Annotated in this window: 15 protein-coding genes; 11 read left to right on the top strand and 4 right to left on the bottom strand. The window is 67.6% G+C overall.

All coding sequences use genetic code 11. From position 1 onward, the window contains the following. The first annotated feature begins 61 nt into the window (after positions 1–61). The 3 genes from ACZYRS_RS17945 to ACZYRS_RS17935 all read left to right on the top strand — a co-directional run bounded on the left by ACZYRS_RS17945 (position 62) and on the right by ACZYRS_RS17935 (position 2000). Positions 62–934, top strand: a complete 873-nt coding sequence (locus ACZYRS_RS17945) for a c-type cytochrome (protein ID WP_463420330.1) — start codon at positions 62–64, stop codon at positions 932–934. Positions 935–1054: 120 nt separating this feature from the next. Next, positions 1055–1363: a proteophosphoglycan ppg4 gene (locus ACZYRS_RS17940; RefSeq protein WP_463420329.1), complete on the top strand. Its 309-nt coding sequence runs from the start codon at positions 1055–1057 to the stop codon at positions 1361–1363. 4 nt (positions 1364–1367) lie between these two features. Beyond that, a complete protein-coding gene (locus tag ACZYRS_RS17935) occupies positions 1368–2000 on the top strand; it encodes a L,D-transpeptidase (protein ID WP_463420328.1) in 633 nt (210 codons plus the stop codon). Here ACZYRS_RS17935 and ACZYRS_RS17930 read toward each other — a convergent pair. Beyond that, complete coding sequence (locus ACZYRS_RS17930) at positions 1984–3204, bottom strand: zinc-dependent alcohol dehydrogenase (RefSeq protein WP_463420327.1); 1221 nt, start codon at positions 3202–3204, stop codon at positions 1984–1986. The genes ACZYRS_RS17935 and ACZYRS_RS17930 overlap by 17 nt on opposite strands. A gap of 171 nt (positions 3205–3375) precedes the next feature. Between ACZYRS_RS17930 and ACZYRS_RS17925 the strand changes: the two genes are divergently transcribed. Together ACZYRS_RS17925 and ACZYRS_RS17920 are read left to right on the top strand one after the other, a co-directional pair. Next, positions 3376–3750, top strand: a complete 375-nt coding sequence (locus ACZYRS_RS17925) for a response regulator (RefSeq protein ID WP_198783858.1) — start codon at positions 3376–3378, stop codon at positions 3748–3750. Next, complete coding sequence (locus ACZYRS_RS17920) at positions 3747–4694, top strand: YihY/virulence factor BrkB family protein (RefSeq protein WP_198783857.1); 948 nt, start codon at positions 3747–3749, stop codon at positions 4692–4694. Before ACZYRS_RS17925 ends, ACZYRS_RS17920 begins: the two co-directional genes overlap by 4 nt. Before the next feature lie 28 nt (positions 4695–4722). Here ACZYRS_RS17920 and ACZYRS_RS17915 read toward each other — a convergent pair whose 3' ends face one another. The 3 genes from ACZYRS_RS17915 to ACZYRS_RS17905 form a co-directional block, all read right to left on the bottom strand. Continuing rightward, positions 4723–6684: a PAS domain-containing hybrid sensor histidine kinase/response regulator gene (locus tag ACZYRS_RS17915; RefSeq protein WP_463420326.1), complete on the bottom strand. Its 1962-nt coding sequence runs from the start codon at positions 6682–6684 to the stop codon at positions 4723–4725. A gap of 190 nt (positions 6685–6874) precedes the next feature. Continuing rightward, positions 6875–9622 (bottom strand): DUF6351 family protein, encoded by a 2748-nt coding sequence (locus ACZYRS_RS17910; protein WP_463420325.1) that lies wholly within the window; start codon positions 9620–9622, stop codon positions 6875–6877. Positions 9623–9668: 46 nt separating this feature from the next. After that, on the bottom strand, positions 9669–10673 hold the full coding sequence (locus ACZYRS_RS17905; protein WP_198783854.1) for a tripartite tricarboxylate transporter substrate binding protein: 1005 nt from the start codon (positions 10671–10673) through the stop codon (positions 9669–9671). Between the two features lie 226 nt (positions 10674–10899). On the opposite strand from ACZYRS_RS17905, the gene ACZYRS_RS17900 reads away from it, so the two are divergent. The 6 genes from ACZYRS_RS17900 to ACZYRS_RS17875 all read left to right on the top strand — a co-directional run bounded on the left by ACZYRS_RS17900 (position 10900) and on the right by ACZYRS_RS17875 (position 18484). Next, on the top strand, positions 10900–11724 hold the full coding sequence (locus ACZYRS_RS17900) for an IclR family transcriptional regulator (protein WP_463420324.1): 825 nt from the start codon (positions 10900–10902) through the stop codon (positions 11722–11724). A 502-nt stretch (positions 11725–12226) separates the two neighbouring features. Beyond that, positions 12227–14680 carry an alkaline phosphatase family protein gene (locus ACZYRS_RS17895; RefSeq protein WP_463420323.1) on the top strand — a complete coding sequence of 818 codons (2454 nt, stop codon included), beginning with the start codon at positions 12227–12229 and terminating at the stop codon, positions 14678–14680. A gap of 100 nt (positions 14681–14780) precedes the next feature. Then, positions 14781–16214, top strand: coding sequence for a cytochrome c peroxidase (locus ACZYRS_RS17890; RefSeq protein WP_463422503.1), 1434 nt, complete (start codon positions 14781–14783; stop codon positions 16212–16214). After that, on the top strand, positions 16211–16873 hold the full coding sequence (locus tag ACZYRS_RS17885) for a hypothetical protein (RefSeq protein ID WP_463420322.1): 663 nt from the start codon (positions 16211–16213) through the stop codon (positions 16871–16873). Before ACZYRS_RS17890 ends, ACZYRS_RS17885 begins: the two co-directional genes overlap by 4 nt. 41 nt (positions 16874–16914) lie before the next feature. Then, entirely contained in the window at positions 16915–17586 is a 672-nt protein-coding gene (locus ACZYRS_RS17880) for a hypothetical protein (protein ID WP_463420321.1), read from the top strand. A 10-nt stretch (positions 17587–17596) separates the two neighbouring features. Beyond that, complete coding sequence (locus ACZYRS_RS17875; RefSeq protein ID WP_463420320.1) at positions 17597–18484, top strand: 2OG-Fe(II) oxygenase; 888 nt, start codon at positions 17597–17599, stop codon at positions 18482–18484. Positions 18485–18530: the final 46 nt, after the last annotated feature.

Here is an 18530-nt window from a genome sequence, read left to right as displayed (position 1 = left end):
AGCGCGGACGGGGCTTTCGCCGACACGGCCAGCCCTGCCGCGCGTCGGACAATGCCGCCAAATGGGGACGCCCAAGACCATCCTTCTCACCGTCGCCGCGCTCGGCCTGGCCGCGGCGGCCGGTGGGGCATGGATGGTGTGGGGCGGCCTCTACAACGTCTCCGCGACCGCGCAGCACACGCAGCCGGTGTACTCGCTGCTGGAGACGGCGATGCGGCAATCGGTGCGCCTGCGGGCGCGCGGCATCGAGCCGCCGCCGCTCGGCGACGAAGCGCTGGTGCTGCGCGGCGCCGCGTGCTTTCGCGACAAGTGCGTGCAGTGCCACGGCGCACCGGGCGTGGCGCAGGGCGACATCGGCAAGAGCATGCAGCCGCTGCCCGGCCCGCTGGTCGATGCGCGCCAGCGCTGGAACGCGCGCGAGCTCTACTGGGTCACGAAGAACGGCATCAAGATGAGCGGCATGCCGGCGTGGGAGTACCGCCTGTCCGACGAAGACCTGTGGGCGCTGGTCGCGTTTCTCGAACGGCTGCCCGACATGACGCCGCAGCAGTACGCGCAGGCGAGCGCGCCGATGATGCCGTCGGGGCAGGGCGTACCGATCGGGTGGACCGGGCCTTCGTGCGGACCCGGGCCGCGCGCGGCCGGCGAGGTGCAGGACAGCGTGCGGCGCGGCCAGCGCGCCCTCGCGCAGTACGCCTGCAACGCGTGCCACACCATTCCCGGCACCACGGGTTCGTTTCCGAACGTCGGCCCGCCGCTGGCCGGCATGGCCAGGCGCGCGATGATCGGCGGCAAGCTCGCCAACACGCCCGACAACATGGTGCGCTGGCTGCGCCACACGCGCGAGGTCGATCCGCTCACCGCGATGCCCGAGATGGGCGTGACCGAGCAGGACGCGCGGGACATCGCGGCCTATCTGCAAACGCTGGATTGAGGACAGCCGCAGTTGCTGTCTCCTACAGCCGGCCGCGCCGTCTACCGACCTTTTGCAGTCCGCGACCTCCTAGCTTGATGAGCGTCGGGCGTCCGCCCGGCTCAACCCAAGGAGACCAGCATGACCCGTACTTCCAGCTTCATTGCAGCCATCGCACTCGGCGCCGCCGGCGTCGCTTTCGCACAGGGCAATCCGCCCACCACCGCGCCCGCGAATCCCGCCACCGCCGCGGGCCAGCAGAACCCCTCGGGCGGCCCGATGGGCACCACCGGCACCACGCCGCAGAACAACAGTTCGTCGGGTTCCATGTCCTCGGGCACGACCTCTTCGGGCTCGACCATGTCGCAAGGATCGCAAGGCAACATGAACAGCGGCTCCACGACGGGCACCGAGCAGCCGATGCGCCAGGCACGCGCCGACCGCAACTGAGCGCATGAGCTTGCCTTCACCCACGACGGGCATCGCGGGCCGCGGGCTCGCCGTGCTCGCTGCCTGCACCCTTGCCGCGGCCTGCACCGCAGCCGCGGCCACCGAACCCGATGCGCTGCGGTTCGCGAAGGCGGCCGTTGCCGCGGCCGACAACCAGGGCCAGGCTTTCGCCGTGATCGACAAGAAGAAGGCACGCGTCTTCGTCTTCGATGCGCAAGGCCGGCTGCGCGGCGATTCGCCCGTGCTGCTGGGTCTGGCGCACGGCGACGATTCCGTGCCGGGCATCGGCGAACGCAAGATGGCCGACATCCGTCCCGACGAGCGCACCACGCCCGCGGGCCGCTTCGCGAGCGAGCCGGGCCGCAACCTCCAGGGCGAGGACATCGTGTGGGTCGACTACGACGCCGCGGTCTCCATGCACCGCGTGCGCGCGACCAACAAGGCCGAGCGCCGGCTGGAGCGCCTGGCCACGCCCAGCGTGGCCGACAACCGCATCTCGTACGGCTGCATCAACGTGCCGGCCGGCTTCTACGACACGCACATCCGCCCCGTGCTCGGCGAGCGCAAGGGGGTGGTGTACGTGCTGCCGGAAAGCACGCCCTTGCAGGCGCGCTTCGGGTTCATGGGACCGGGGTAGCGGCGGTAGCGGTGGTAGCAATGGTCGGTTGCGCCGGGCCGGAGGGCGTGAGCACGACCTTGCGGCATTCCTCCTCGGCCTTCTCGAAGATCTCGTAGCCGCGCGCCGCGTCTTCCAGCGCCATGTGGTGCGTGATGATCACCTCGGGCTTGAGCTGCCCGGCCTGGATGTGCTCGAGCAGCCTGGGCATGTGCTGCTGCGTGTGCGTCTGGCCCATCTTGAAGGTCAGGCCCTTCTCGAACGCGTCGCCGAACATGAAGCCGTGGATGAAGCCCGCGTACACGCCCGGCACGCTCACCACGCCGCCGCGGCGCGTGGCCGCGATGGCCTGGCGCAGCGCCTTGCCGCTGGAGCCTTCGAGCTTCAGGTCGGTGAGCACTGTCTCCACTGCGCTGCCCTTGGCCTCGAAGCCGACCGCGTCGATCGACGCATCGACGCCGCGGAAATCGGTGCGCTCGATGATCGCGCCGGCCGGGTCGTCGATGTCCCTGAAGTTGATCGGGTCGACGCCGTAGGTGGCCTGCGCGAACGCGAGCCGGTAGGGATGCTCGTCGACCATGAAGATGCGCTCGGCGCCCAGCAACCGCGCCGACGCGGCCGCCATGATGCCGACCGGCCCCGCGCCGAAGATGGCGACGCTGGAGCCCGGCCCGACGTCGCCGTTCACCACCGCCTGGTAGCCGGTGGGCAGGATGTCCGAGAGGAACAGCACCTGTTCGTCGGCCAGCCCGGGCGGTATGAGGAGCGGGCCGGTGTTGGCCTTGGGCACGCGCACGAATTCGGCCTGGCCGCCGGGGTAGCCGCCATAGAGATGCGAGTAGCCGAAGAGGCCCGCGCCCGAGCGCAGGTTCTTCTTGTTGAGGATGGCGCCGCGCCCCGGGTTGGTGGTTTCGCATGCGGCGAAGAGGGCCTTGGCGCAGAAGAAGCACTGGCCGCAGGCGATGGTGAAGGGCACCACCACGCGGTCGCCTTTCTTCAGCTGCGTGACGCCCTTGCCGGTCTCCTCGACGATGCCCATGAACTCGTGGCCGAGGATGTCGCCCGACTCCATGTCGGGAATCTTTCCGCGGTAGATGTGCAGGTCGGAGCCGCAGATGGCGGTGGCGGTCACGCGCAGGACGATGTCGTCGTGCTGCTGGATGACGGGGTCGGGCACCGTCTGCACGCTGACGTTTTTCGATGACTGGTAGGTGAGGGCTTTCATGCGGATTCCTTCGCTTGAGAGGTGGAGATGAGCGCACGATTTGCCTCGCGCCGCGATGCGCGCGCGGGCACTGCGCCCATCCGCGGGTCGGACAATTTCCCGTTGCGGCCAACATGCTGACGCGCTGTCTGCCTACACCTGTGCGCAGGCGAAAGAGCGAGCTTCCTTCGCATGACGCGCGCCGTGTTTATCGTGGAAGACGAACCGACGATCCAGGACAGCCTGAGGGTGGTGCTGGAGGGTTATCTGCGGGCCGAAATCGTCGGCACCGCGACCTCGGAGGCGGAGGCCGTGGCGTGGCTGCAGGCAAACCGGGACGGCTGGCACCTGCTGGTGGTGGACCTCCTGCTCAAGCAGGGCAGCGGCCTGGGCGTGCTCGGCGCGCTGGCGGCGCTGGGCCCCAAGTGCGGGCTGGTGGTGGCGCTCACGAACGCGGCCTCCGCGGACAACCGCGCGCAGTGCCTGACCCTGGGCGCCGACGCCGTCTTCGACAAGGCGGCGGAGATCAACGAGTTCCTGGCGTTCTGCGCGGAAGGGGTGCCATGACCAGAGCCGCCGGCCTTCTTCGCCTTTGCAAGGACGCGGCCATGGCCTGGGTGGACGACTTCGCGCCGAGCATGGGCGCGGCCATCTCGTACTACACGGCGTTTTCGCTCGCGCCGCTGCTGGTGATCGTCATCGCCGTGGCGGGCGCGCTCTTCGGCGCCGAGGCCGTGCAGGGCCAGATCGCCGCGCAGCTGTCGGGCCTGATCGGGCGCGACGGCGCGCTGGTGGTGCAGGGCCTGGTCAAGGCCGCGAGCGAGCCGTCGCGCGGGCTGATCGCGGGCGGCATCAGCGTGGTGGTGCTGGTGGTGGGCGCGACGACGGTGTTCGCCGAACTGCAGAGCGCGCTGGACCGCATCTGGCACGTGCCCGAGCGCGAAAAGCCCAGCGGCGTATGGGGCATCCTGCGCGCGCGGCTGCTGTCGTTCGGGCTGATCCTCGGGCTGGCCTTCTTGATGATGGTGTCGCTGGTCGTGAGCGCGGGGCTGGCGGCGGTGGGCAGCTGGAGCACGGGCCTCTTTCCCGGTTGGGAGCTGCTGCTGCAGGGCCTGAATGCGGTCGTCTCGCTGGGCATTCTCACGCTGCTGTTCGCGATGATCTTCAAGTTCATGCCGAGCGCGCCGATCGCCTGGCCCGACGTGTGGATCGGCGCGGCGGTGACGGCCGTGCTGTTCGAGGTGGGCAAGGTGCTGATCGGGCTCTACCTGGGCAAGAGCGGCGTGAACGAATCGTTCGCCGCGGCCGGATCGCTCGTGGTGCTGCTGGCCTGGGTGTACTACGCGGCGCAGATCTTCCTGCTCGGCGCGGAGTTCACGAAGGTCTATGCGAATGCCCACGGGTCGGTGGCGGCCGCCAAGGCGCAGGCGGCCACCGAGGTTGCGGCCGAGCAGGCCAGGGCGGGCACTGCGAGCACTGCCGTGAAGCAGCGCGCGGCCTCCGGCGCTTGAACCGGCGCTTGAACCGGCGCCGGAGCGCTCAGGGCTTGCCGAGCAGGCGTTCGAGCAGGCCCTCGAGATGATGCGCATCGATCGGCTTGGTCAGGTGCGCATAGAAGCCGGCCGCAAGGCTCGCCTCCCGGTCCGAGGCCTGGCCGAAGCCGGTGATGGCCAACAGCTTCGGCGGATGCGCGACTTCGCGGTGCACGCGCCGGGCCACTTCGACACCGCTGAAGCCCGGCAGGCCGATGTCCAGCAGCACGATGTCGGGCTGCTCGACCTTGATCGCATCGAGCGCCGAAGGGCCGTCGAACGCGGTGCGGGTCGCGTAGCCCAGGCTCTCCACGAGCAGGCACATCGTCTCGGCCGCATCGCGGTTGTCGTCGACCACGAGCACCACCTTGCCGGTGTCGGCGCCGTCGTTTCTTTTTTTCTCCAGCGGCGCCGCGACGCGCGGCAGCTGGATGATGAATTCCGTGCCTTCGCCCGGGATGCCCTTGCTGAAGGCGCTGACGTCGCCGCCGTGCAGCGTCACCAGCTGCTCCACCAGCGTGAGCCCGAGGCCCAGTCCGCCGTGCGGCCGAGAAATTTCCTGCTCGCCCTGCGCGAACAGCATGAAGACGCGCGGCAGCGACGCGGGCGCGATGCCCGGGCCGTTGTCGCTGACGCTGATTTCCGCGTTGGCGCCGCTCTTGCGCAGCCGCACCTCGATGCGGCCGCCATCGGGCGTGAACTTGACGGCGTTGTTCAGCAGGTTGCACACCACCTGGATCATGCGGGCGCGGTCTCCGGCGATCCATGCGTCGGTGGCGGTGCTCTGCACGACCAGCGCGTGGTGCTTGGCATCGGCGGAGGGCTTGACCATTTCCACCGCCTCGTCGATCACCTCGGCCAGTTGCACCGGCTTGGATTCGAGGTGGATCTTGCCGCTCGTGATGCGCCCGACGTCCAGCAGGTCGTCCACCAGCCGGGTGATCTGCTTGAGCTGGCGCGCGATGATGTTGTTCATGCGCGCGAGCGTCTTGGCGTCGACGCCATTTCCGCCATTCGTGCCATTTCCAAGACGTTCCATGATCGCCACCGCATTGGAGATCGGCGTGAGCGGGTTGCGCAGCTCGTGCCCGAGCATGGCCAGGAAGGTCGTGATGCGGCGGCCCTCGTCTTCCAGCGTGCTGATGCGCCGGCGCTCCGTGAGGTCGCGCGTGACCTTGGCGAATCCGCGGTGGCGGCCCGTCTCGTCGAAGAGGGCCGTGATGATCACGCTGGCCCAGAAGCGGCTGCCGTCCTTGCGCACGCGCCAGCCTTCGTCCTCGAAGCGGCCGACCTCGCGCGCGACTTTGAGCTCCGTGTCGGGAAAGCCCGTGGCGGACACCTCGGGCGGATAGAACACCGAGAAGTGCTTGCCGATGATCTCGTGCGACTCGTAGCCCTTGTTGGCCCTGGCGCCCTTGTTCCAGCTGACGACGTAGCCGCTCGGGTCGAGCATGAAGATCGCATAGTCCTTCACGCCGTCCACCATGAGCCGGAAGCGCTCCTCGCTCGCGCGCAGTAGGTCGTCTTGCTGCTGGCGTTCCGACAGGTCGCGGGTGATCTTGGAGAAACCGCGCAGCGTGCCGTCCGGGCTCGTGAGGCGGGTGAGGACGATGCTGGCCCAGAAGCGCGTGCCGTCCTTGCGCAGGCGCCAGCCTTCTTCCTTGTACTGTCCGGTTTTCGTGGCGACTTCGACCTCGTGCCGCGGCCAGTTCTTCTCCAGCAGCTCGGGGGGATAGAAGATGGAGAAGTGGCGCCCGATGACCTCGTGGGGTTCGTAGCCCTTGAGTTGCCTGGCCCCTGCATTCCAGCTGAGCACGATGCCGTCGGGGTCGAGAAAGAAGATCGCGTAGTCGGTGATGGAATCGATCATCAGCCGGTAGTCGGCATCGGCGATCAATCCGAGGTTCAGGGGAGCGCTGGGATCTTGGGCCTGTTCGTTGTTCTCGACTGGTTTGCTGCCATCGGCCATTTTTTCTCGGATCTCGTTGGGGAAAGCCAGAGCGGCACGCAGCCACTGTCGAGCGAGACGTTATTGCTTTTTGTTGCGCGCCGGTGTCGGACAACGCCGCAGGCAGCGAGGCGCGCTTGCCCGTCTTTCAATCCGGCGAGGCAGCGGGGGCCAAGGGCTTTCGCGCCTTGGCCCCCACCGCACGCACAGCCTATCGGCTCAACGGATGCCCGACCTTCATCTGGTTCACGCCGGTCACCTGGATCCAGGTGCCCGCCAGCGGCTGCTCTTCCAGTCCGGGCTTGGTGTAGTCGCACACGCCGCTCGCGAACACGGTGCGCAGCCTTGCGAGATCTGCATCGCGCGCGCCGCCGGTCCAGCCGGGATTGCGTGTGGCGTAGCCGGCGTAGTCCGCGGCATCGACCGGGCGGAACTGGCATTGCATCGTGCGCGACTGCAGCGGCTCGCCGGCCTCGAAGCGCGGGAACGACGAGGCGGGGAACATCGCGTTGCAGCGCGACGGCGCCGAGCCCGTGCCCACGGTGCCGGCCGGCGACTTGCCGCCGTTGCCGTTGACGAACACCGAGTTGAAGCCGCCGAAGACCTGCGGCTCGGCGATGAAGTCGTCCGCCGCGCCGGCCGTCGTCGCGCCGAAGCAGCCATCGACCAGCGTCGCCGGCTTGGTCTTGACGACCTTCACCGCGAGCGGCTCGGCCGACTTGTCGTTGGCCAGCGTGGTGAGCCACTGGTCCATCGCGAAGAAGGCCTTCTGCATCGCGCCGATCGTGCGCCCGGTCTTGGCCGGCCGCGGCGCCTGGATGGGCGTCGCGTGGTTGGCGTTCGGATCGGGGTTGAAGGCGGCGACGTTGGCCATGCCGTTCCACATGACGTGGTTGTCGAACTTGCCGGTCGCCGCCGCGATGCGCGCGCGCAGGATGTAGTGGAAGAACTTCAGGTGCATGTCGCCCGCGCCGGTGAACTCGTTGTTCAGGCCGTCCAGGTCGAGGATCGCGGTGGTCGCCAGGCCCGCGCCGCCGTACGCGATCATGCCGGTCTGGTAGGCCGCCTTCAGCGCGATGGGGTCGGGCTGCATGCGCGCCGTGCCCAGGTTGCCGTCGGGGTCCTGGCCGCCGATGTTCTCGTTCAGGTGGATGAACTGCGCCATCGTGATCTGCCCGGTGTTCAGCGCGTTCAGGCCGAACTGCACGCCGGCATTGCCCGAGAACGAGCGCGCAAAGCCCGTGGCCGGATCGATGCCGAGCACGTTCCGGTTGTGGTCCGCGACGTTCGGGCGCAGGCCCGTGGGGTTGGCCGCCAGGAGGCTCACGGGCGGTGCGGGCAGCACGCCCATCGGTGCGCTTGCGACCACGTTGGCCGGGCTGTACTTCTCGCTCGCGCCGATGATCGCGTTGAACACCGAGCTGTTGCCGCTGCCGGCCATCACGTTGTCGCGATCGCCCTGGTTGGCGGGGCGCAGCACCGAGTCGGTCCGCGCAGCCCAGAAGCTCGCCTGCTGGCGCATGCTGTGGTAGGTCGAGTAGCCCGAGGCCGCGGCGATTTCCGCGTTGGTCCACATCGGCAGCGTCGCATCGGCGGCGCGCTTGGCCGCGGTGGCGTTGTCGTAGGTCGGGTCGTAGGCGGTGTTGGGCACCGGCACGTAGGTGCCGTTCTGCGTGGTGCCGTTCTTCGTGTGATTGAGCTGGTAGTTGTAGAAGAGGCGCCCCTCCATGCTCTGCGGGCCCGCGTTGTCCGGGAAGCCGTTGAGCATCACGATGCCGTCCAGCAGGCCCGGGTAGGTGTCGGCGATCATGCTCTGCTGCATCGCCGAGCCGGAGCTGCCCCAGCCCATCGTGTAGAGCACCGGGCCGTTGGCCTTGATGAAGCGCTCCTTGACCATCATCATGGTTTCGGCCGAGATGATGTGGTTGCAGTTCTGCCCGAAGTAGTTGAGCGTCGAGTTCGCGACCGCGAAGCCCTTGCTCAGCGGCAGGTCGTTGAGCGCATTGAAGTCGCCCGCCGCGCCGTTCGCCGAATTGGTGGAGCCGCCCACCGGACCGAGCGACCGGCCCTGCACGTACCAGCCGCCGCCGCAGCTCTGGCCGAAGGGGTAGACGAGGCGGCCGTTGAAGCCGCTCGGCGGATTCGTCGCGGTGGGATTCGGGTTGCCGGCCGGGTCGCCCAGCACCGCGATCTGATAGATGCCGCGGTTGATGACGCCCGTCTCCAGGCGCACGATGTAGGGCACTTTCTTTCCGTCGAGCAGCGTCGTCTGCTCGACCGTGGCCGGCGGGCTCGCCGGGTCGTACTTCTGCCAGACCGCGGTGCCTGCCTTGGTGGCGTCGTGGTAGACCCAGTCGATGCGGGTGGGCGCGGCGCAGTTCGCGTCGGTGTTCGCACCGGTCGTGAGCGTGGGGCCGCCCGGATAGATGTTGAAGGTGTCGGTCTGGCAGTGGAAGCTGCCTTCCTGCGGCGCATAGAGGATCGGGCCCTGGATCGGATAGGCGGTGAGCTTCAGGCTCCCGCGCACCTTGGAGGCGTCGGCGGCATCGCGAACTTCGATCGTGTTCTCGCCTTGCGCGAGGCCAGTGAGCAGGCCGAGCGATGCGTTGCCGTTGGGCGCCTTCTTGAACTGGTCGGTCACGTCCTTGTCGTTGAGCACGACCTTCACGCCGGCCACGGCGCTGCCGTCGCTGGAGCTCAGCTGGATCAGCGTGTCGTTGCCGCTGGTCATCTTCTCGGGGGAAGACAGGCTTTGCACCGTCACGGCCGGCTTGTCGCCGGGAGTGCCGCCGCCGGGGCCGTTGCCGCCGTTCCCGCCATTGCCGCCAGGCCAACCGGCCCAGCCGCCGCCACCACCACCGCTGCCGCCGCAGCCTGCCAGCGCCAACGCGAGCGTGCCGAGCAGCAGCCCCGATGCATGCAGCGGTCGCTGCTTGATTCCTGTGTCTGTCTTTCTCATCTTCTTGTCTCCAGTGTTGTTGTTCAAAAAAGCGATCTCATTGCTTTCACTTCGCAGCCAGGCCGAGCCTTTCGATCAGCTGCTTGTCCTTGGCGTAGGTCTCGCGCGCCCACTTCGCGTAGTCGTCGCCGCTGCGGTACCAGGCGTCCTGGTTCAGCTGGTCGAGCAGCTCGATGTGCTTGGGGTCTTCCATCGCCTTGCGGAAGGCGTCGTGCAGGGCCTTGGCCACGGCCGGGTCCATGCCCTTGGGGGCGGCGAGGCCGTAGGGGGAGGTCGAGACCACGCCGTAGCCCAGCTCCTGCGCCGTCGGCACGCTGGGCCAGCGCTTGGTGCGCTTCTCGCCGAAGGTGACCAGGAGGCGCATCTGGCCGCCGTCGACGTACTTGTCCCAGCCGCTCGCGTCGCTCTGCGCCATCACGTGGCCGCCCAGCAGCGCCTGCTGCAGGTCGGCGTTGCCCTTGAAGGGAATGTGGTTCAGCGTGACCTTGGCATTGGCGGCCAGCTCCTCCATCAGCAGGTGCGGCGAGGTGCCCACGCCGGTGGAGCCGTAGTCGATCTTGCCGGGGTCCTTGCGGGCGGCTTCGATGTATTCCTTGAAGCTCTTGAAGGGCGAATCGGCGCGCACCGTGAGGCCGAAGGTGTAGCCCGAGACGCCGAGCAGAAAGGTGAAGTCCTTCAGCGGGTCCCACTGCACCTTCTGCATGTGCGGCACGCGCAGCATGCCCATCGGGTACTGGGAGATCGTGTAGCCGTCCGGCTTGGCGGTGAGCGCCATGGTGCCGGGGCCGGTGGTGCCGCCGCCGCCGGGCTTGTTCTCGACGATGACCGGCTGCCCGAGGTTCTTGCCGGCCAGTTCGGCGAGCGCGCGCATGTGCCGGTCGGTCGAGCCGCCGGCGGGCCAGGGGCAGATCAGCGTGATCGGCCGGCTCGGAAAACTCTGCGCGCGTGCCGGCAAGGCGGCGAGCGTCGCGGCGCCGGCCGCGGCGATGAGCACCGTTCGCCGCGAGGCAGCCGCACTGGCGGGCGTGAAAGGGGAAGGGCCGAGGGTCATGGAAGGATTTGTCCTTGGGAAGCGGTTTCGGTTCGACGCAAGGACTGTTCATTCATATTCCGTTCTGCGGAATACGATTTCCAATCCCGTCAAAGTCTAGAAGCGCGCTCGATGGCTGTAAACAGCCTTAAGGGATTCTCCGAATCGGTAGAACCCTGAGGTGCAATGCAGCAGGCCCCGTGCCTGTGATTCAATATATTCCGCAGATCGGAATAAGGAGATTGAAATGGGCAGAAAACGAAACGCGGCCGGATCGGTCGATGCCGACGAAGCGACCAAGGACCCGCGCTTCATCGCCGCACTGGCGCGCGGCATCGAACTGCTGCGCGTGTTCAAGCCGCAGGACCGCTGGCTGAGCCACCGCGAGATCGTGCGGCGCATCGCGCTGCCGCCGGCCACGGTGTCGCGCCTGACCTTCACGCTCACGGCCATGGGCTACCTCAAGCACCGCGAGGACGTGGGCGAATACGCCCTGAGCCCGGCGGTGCTCGGCCTGGGCTTCTCGATGCTCGGCAACTTCGACATCGCCCGCATCGCGCGCCCGACCATGCAGGCGCTGGCCGACAAGTGCCAGGCCGCCGTGTCGCTGGGTGCGCGGCACGGGCTGGAAATGATCTACGTCGCGCACAGCCGCAGCACCGCGCGGCTGATCCTGGGGCTGGACGTCGGCGCGCGCCTGCCGATCGCGCGCACGTCGATGGGCCGCGCGGTGCTGTGCGGCATGTCGCCGGGCGAGCGCGAGATGCTGATGCAGCGCATCGCGCAGGCCGAGGGAGACGGCTGGCCCGCCGTGAAGGCGCGGCTCGCAGAGGTGCAGCAGCAGTTCGACACCTGTGGCTTCGTCACGACCGAAGGCGAATGGGACCCTTCGATTTCAGCCGCGGCCGTGCCGGTGGTGGTGGGCGATGGGCGGACCCTGCTGGGCCTGTCGGTCGGCGGCGCGTCGAGCTGGCTGCACAGCCATGCGCTGCGCGAGGAGGTGGGGCCGCTGCTGGTCGAGGCGGCGGGGACGATCGTCTCGGCCATTCATGCGGCGGACTGGAAGGACTGACGGGCTGCATCGATTCGGGCTTGATCGCGCGGCGCGTTATTCGGCTGCGCGATTTCCATGGTTACGCAGTGCGCACATTGCGTAATTCCGCGTCGCGCCGTTTCGCCGGCGCGTTCGCCTTTCCGACCGTGTTGGCGTTTCGGTCGTCTCTCCATCGACCGCGCTCTTCTTGCAATTGGCTCATTTGCGAAGCGGCGGCACGGCAAACAACAAGCCAAATTCCCTCTGTAGATCTCCGCGAAAGATGCCCTGGATTTCTTTCCGGCGATCAGGTCAGCTTGCGGTCAGTTAATTCGGTTTTGAAAATTTGATTTGGCCGGGATATCGCCATTTATTAGCTGGGAATTAGCAAAAGAATTCGCGCTCTTTTGACACAAAGATGTCACCCGCTATTTCTACATTCCTCCTCGAAGTGGCGTTTCGTATTCAAAACGCACGATGCCCGGCATCCCCATGCAGGCCAGTCAAAACCATCCATAACTAACTGCCCCGGATAAATATGATGATTTTCCAAAAACGAGTTTTGCTCTCGTCATTGACGACAGTTGCAGCCTGCGTGCTCGCCGCTTGCGGCGGAGGGAGCGACGGAAACAGCGGCTTCTTCCCGATCATCACGCCGCCCGGCAACACGACCTCCAACACGGGCAGCACCTTGAGCGGCGTGGTGGCGGCCAGCGGTTTCGTTCCGGGCAGCACCACGGGCAACCCGACGCTGAAGCCCGGCTACTACCAGAAGGCCACGGTCTTCGTCGACGCCAACGGCAACGGCGTGCTGGACAGCGGCGAAGCGTCGGCGGTCACCGATGCCAGCGGCAAGTTCACGCTGACGACCGCCGCCACCGGGCAACTGGTGGCCGACATCGGCACCTCCGCGATCAACAGCGCAACGGGCGCCGCCGCGGCCGGTCACCTGATCCTGCGCGCCTCGGCCGCGCAGATCGCCGACCAGGGCGCGGGCAAGATCGTCATCAGCCCGCTGTCCAGCGAAGCGCAGCGCCTGGTGGAAGCCAACGGCAGCGACTACGCAACCGAAAAGGCCAACCTCGTCGCACGCCTGAACGGCCCGGCCTTCAACCTGGGCGATGCCAAGTTCGCCGATCCGCTGGCCGACGTGAACGGCCTGAGCGGCGCCACCCAGTACGCGGCGCTGTACCAGGACAACGAGCTGACCAACCGCTACACCTACGCGACCGCCAAGCTCGACCGCAAGGACATGTTCCCCGACAACCTGGCCGTCCTCGGCGGCGACCCGCGCCTCGTGGGCCTCTCGGGCGTGACCCTCACCAACGCCGACGGCACCAAGGCCACGCCCACGGCGCCGGCGCAGAAGCAGGCGCCCATCACCTTCGCACAGGCGCAGCAGGCGGCCTTCAACGTGGAGGGCGTGCCGGCCTACGACAACATCTTCGTGATCGTCGAGGAAAACAAGTCGACCGACGCGATCGTGGGCAACCCGCGCGCCGCGAACATCAACCACATCCTGAACAACTACAACCAGCTGAGCACGTACTACTCGACCGGCAACCCGTCCGAGCCGAACTACACCGCGCTGGGCGGCGGCGACGACTTCGGCATCCACGACGACAACTGGTTCGGCTGCGGCGCTGCCGGTGACTACAGCGTCAAGGACGTCGCATTTGCCGGCGGCACGGCCTCCGACGGCCAGCCTTTGCCCAGCCAAGGCGATCTGCCACCAGCGGACAGCGCCCACCGCGCCGGCTTCAAGTCGGGCGACTTGACCTGCGGTGAAAAGCCGACCGGCGGCACCGTGCACAACGTCCCCGGCGCCAACCTGTTCACGCTGATGTCCAAGACAGGCCGCACGATTCGCACCTACAGCGAATCGATGAACCCCGGCCAGGACGTGCGCGCCGACAGCATCGCCGACGGCAACGTGGTCGCCACGTACGACACGAGCCGTCTCGCGGGCGTCACCAACCTGGACGGCTCGGCCATTCCAGCCCTCGTCGGCACGGCCAACTTCGCGGTGGTGGGCGGCCTGTACAAGGTCAAGCACGGCCCGTCGATCGCCTTCCAGGAAGCACGCAGCCTGCCCGAGTTCGCGGCCACCAACCGCACCATCTTCGGCACGCAGTACCAGGAAGCCGACTGGCTCAAGACCGCGGCCTACAAGGTGCCCAGCGGCTGGGTCTACGACCAGTTCAGCAAGGACCTGGCCGCGGGCGACGTGGGCAACATCAACTTCATCGTTCCGGACCAGTGCGACGACATGCACGGCGTGGGCAGCGACACGAGCTGCCAGGGCGGCAACGACGGCCAGGGCCCCAACATCAAGCGTGCCGACATCTACCTGGGCATGACGGTCAAGGCGATCCAGAACTCGGCGCTGTGGAAGAACCCGCACAAGCGCGTGGCGATCGTGGTGATGTTCGACGAAGGCGAGGGCGGCAGCAACGGTTCCTGCTGCGGCTGGAACGCGGGCGGCCCGAACTCCGGCGCCACGCCGGTGACCGTGGACGCGAGCGGCAAGGCGACGGCCACCGTCGCTCCGGCCAACTACGCCGGCGGCAATTTCGGCCACGGCAATTCGATCTTCGGCATCCTCACCAACCAGCAGGACGTGGGTTCGGCGAAGAAGAAAGTCGCGGACAGCGACGCCTACAGCCACTTCTCGTTCGTTCGCACGCTGCAGGACATGTTCCAGATCGCCGATCCGGCCATCGATGCGACGTACCTGAACCGCGCCAAGTACTCCGAAGCGTTCATCACGGCCAACATCCTGGCACTGCCTGAATACCAGAACAGCGCGGACACGCACTTCGACTCGGTGCGCCCGATCAACCATGCCTACGTGATCCCGGCCAACTACAAGCAGAAGCTGTACGCGAACGACATCGTGGGCGTGCACGACCTGGAGACGGGCCAGACCGAAGGCCTGATCACGCCGCAGGTCGGTGCCGACGCGAGCCAGAGCAGCGTCTGGGCGACGAAGTAAGCGCAAGGAACACCGGCCGCGAAGGTCGTTGGGGGGCAAGGCCTGCGGGCCTTGTCCCCTATCCCTTTGCGGCTTCCGGTGTTCCGCACAGCAAGCAATGATGAATCTGAATCTGGTGGTGGACAGGATGGTCCCGCCCGCGATGGCGGTCGTGACCGCGCTCTCGGTGGCGCTATTGGCCTTGACGGCGTGCGACGGCAAGAGCGCGGCACCGGCCGCAAGCACCGCCGGCCCGCGCGCACCGGCGCTGAGCGTCCAGGCGCAGGTCGGGCAGTTGGCCTTCTTCGACAAGAACCTCTCGGGCGCGAGGAACATGTCGTGTGCGAGCTGCCACGATCCGCAGTACGCCTACGGCCCGCCGAACAGCATCTCGGTGCAGCTGGGCTCCGACATCACGCAGGCGGGCGCGCGCGCCGTGCCTTCGCTGCGCTACCGGGATTCGACGCCGCCTTTCAGCGACGACGCGCCCAACCCGGACGGTGTGACCTCCAACTCGCCGGGCGGCGGCTTCATGTGGGACGGCCGCGGCGCAACGCTCGCGGCGCAGGCGGCATTGCCGCTGCTCAACCCGGTGGAGATGAACAACACCTCCAAGGAGGCGGTCGTGAAGGCGGTGCGGGACGGTGCCTATGCGGGCCTCTTCAGGCAGGCCTTCGGCGGCGACATCTTCAACAACACCGATGCGGCCTTCGATGCGCTGGGCACCGCGATCCAGGCGCTGGAGACCGAAGACCTGAGCTTTCACCCGTACAGCAGCAAGTACGACCTCTACGTGTTCAACAAGATCGGCGGCGTGCTCACGCCGGCCGAGCGGCGCGGCGAGGTGCTGTTCCACAGCACCGGCGTCACCAACTGTTCGGGCTGCCATTACACGGGCGCCAACTTCAACGGCAACACCGGCCTGATGACGGACTTCACCTACCAGGCCCTGGGCGCGCCGCGCAACGACCGGTCGATTCCGAACAACCCGGACCCGATTCCGGCCAACGACGATCCCAGGTATTTCGACATGGGCCTGTGCGGCCCCTTCCGCACCGACCACATGCCCGCCACGCTGGAGACGCCCAACCCGTACTGCGGCATGTTCAAGGTGCCGGTGCTGCGCAACGCGGCGACGCGGGGCGCGTTCTTTCACAACGGCGTGCTCCATTCGCTGGAGCAGGTCGTCAACTTCTACAACACGCGCGACACCAATCCGGAGTACTGGTATCCGGCCCTCGATCATGGAAGCGATGGCAAGCCGCAAGCCAATCCGCCGTGGGCCCTGCAGCCCACCGCCGTGCCGGGCGCGGCGATCGACAAGTACAACGACCTGCCGCACGCGCAGCAAGGCAGCATCGACGAGGAAGTGCCCCTGGGCACAGGCGAGGGCGGCGACAAGACGCTCGCCAGCGGCACCCGGCCACGCGCGCCGGGCTCCACGCCCGTCATGACGCCGCAGCAGATCGCCGACCTGGTCTGCTTCCTGGGCACGCTGAGCGACGGCTACCAGCCTTCCACCGCGCCATCGGCCAGCGGCAGGTGCGTGCAATGAAGACGCTTGCGAGTTCCGTCCTTCGGTGCATCGGTGGCGCCGCATCCGTGCTGGCGGTGCTGGCTTCGCTCGCCGGCTGCGACAACGAACAGGCGCGCCTTCCGACGCAGGAGAACTTCACCGCGACGACCGACGACTACCTCGCGCAGCGCGGCCATGTGTGCCTGGCCAAGTACGAGTGGCCGATCACGGTGACGGCCGGCTCGCGCGAACCCGATGCACAGCAGATGCCGGTGCTCGAGAAGCTGGGGCTGGTGACCGGCAAGGACGTCGTCGCCACCCCCAAGGGCACGGCAGCGGCCACCCCGGCCCGCGAATACGTGCTGACCGACGCGGGCCGCAAGTACTACCTGAAGGTGCCCGTGGTGATCCGCACCACGACAGACAACGTCACGCACCCGGCCGACTTCTGCGCGGCCACGCTGAGCCTGGACCGCCTGGTCGGCTGGGACCCGCCGCAGACGCGCGATGGCCGCACCGCGACCTCGCTGCTCTTCACCTACCGCATCGCGCCCGAACCGTGGGCCGCAGCGCCCGAGGTGCAGCAAGCCTTTCCGTTGCTGGCGCGCGCCATGCAGCGCGAAGGAACGATGCAGGTGCGCCTTGGCGTCCATCTGACGCAGCGCGGCTGGGTCGCGGACGAGCTCGATGCGCACTGACTGAAACCATGACTACCCGTCAATCAACAACAAGAGATCGCATGAATTTCCGCTTTGTCCGCCCAAGCCGTCGCGCCCGGGCATCGATCAAGACCCTGACCGGCATCGCCATGCTCTGCGCACTCGCTGCATGCAGCGTCGGCAAGGATGCCAACGCACCCACCGCCGAGAATCTCGCCGCGCCACTGGACGACTACCTGGCCCAGCGCGGGGACATTTGTCTCGCGATGTTCGACTGGCCCATCGACCTGACCGAAGCCGAGGCCGGCGCCGGTGCGCGCCATGCCATCCAGTTTCCGGTGATGGAACAGCTGGGCCTGGTGCACAGCACCATCGTCTCCGTACCGAAGAGCACCGAGAACCCGGACGGCGCGGTCAAGCGATTCGAGCTGACCGACGCCGGCCGCAAGTTCTACAAGCCGCATCCGCACGCGACCCAAGGTGCCGAACATGCCAATGATCTTTGCGTGGCGCATCTCAAGCGCGAGCAGATCGTCGACGTCAAGGTCGATGCCACCAACGCGCAGCATCCGCTGGCGGTGGTGAGCTACACCTACCAGATCGACACGGCACCGTGGATGCAGGACGCCGACGCGCAGCGCGTGTTCCCGATGATCGCGCGCATCGCGAACGGCGCGGGCGGAAAGCTGCAGCTGCGCCAGGGCTTCACGCGCGGCGACAAGGGCTGGGTCGCGCAGATGGGGCCGGTTTGACGCAGGCCCCATGAGCACCGTCGTCCGCTTCTCGCCTGACCTGGGCCGCTGGCTCACGCACAACCTCGATGCCGGCCAGGCGCCACAGGCGCTGGTGGCCACGATGCGGGGGCAGGGCATGAACGAACGCGCCGCGCACGCCATCGTCGCGGCCTACGTTGATGCGCGCCAGCGGGGCGTGGCGATGCCGGCCGACACCGTCGAGCTGCCGGACGAGGCACCGCCCAAGCCCGTCGCGCGGCTCGCGCCGGGGACGCGAATCCCGGCGGCCGACCGCGAGGTCGTCGTGCACTCTCGCAGCGATGACCCGGTCTTCGCCGCGCTCGGCAACGTCGTGGATGCCGACGAATGCAAGGTCCTCATCGAGATGGCACGGCCGCGCCTGAAGCCTTCCACGCTGGTCGATCCGATGAGCGGCCGCGATGTGGTGAGCGACAAGCGCGCGAGCTGGGGCATGTTCTTTCGGCTGGGCGAAAACGACCTGGTCGCGCGTCTCGATCGGCGCCTTTCAGCGCTGATGAACCTTCCGCTGGAAAACGGCGAGGGGCTGCAGCTGCTGTACTACCCGACCGGCGCGGGCAGCGAGCCTCACCACGACTACCTGGCTCCCACCAACGCCGCCAACCGCGAATCCGTCGCGCGAAGCGGCCAGCGCGTGAGCACGCTGGTGACCTACTTGAACGACGTGCCGGAGGGCGGCCAGACCGTCTTCCCGCAGCTGGGTCTCGCGGTTTCGCCGATCCGCGGCAATGCTTGTTACTTCGAGTACTGCGATGGAAACGGCCGCGTCGATGCGCGGTCCCTGCACGCGAGCGCGGCCGTGACGCGAGGCGACAAGTGGGTGATGACCAAGTGGATGCGCGAGCGCCGCTTCGTGGCGGGCGTTCAGGCCGTTTGATCGACGCTTTTCGCTGCGGCCGGTTCACCGCAGCAGGCAGCGCGTC

The sequence above is a fragment of the Variovorax sp. AC194 genome (assembly GCF_979257995.1).
Note: the sequence above shows the minus strand (reverse complement) of the source record. Positions and strands in the feature narration are given on the sequence as shown.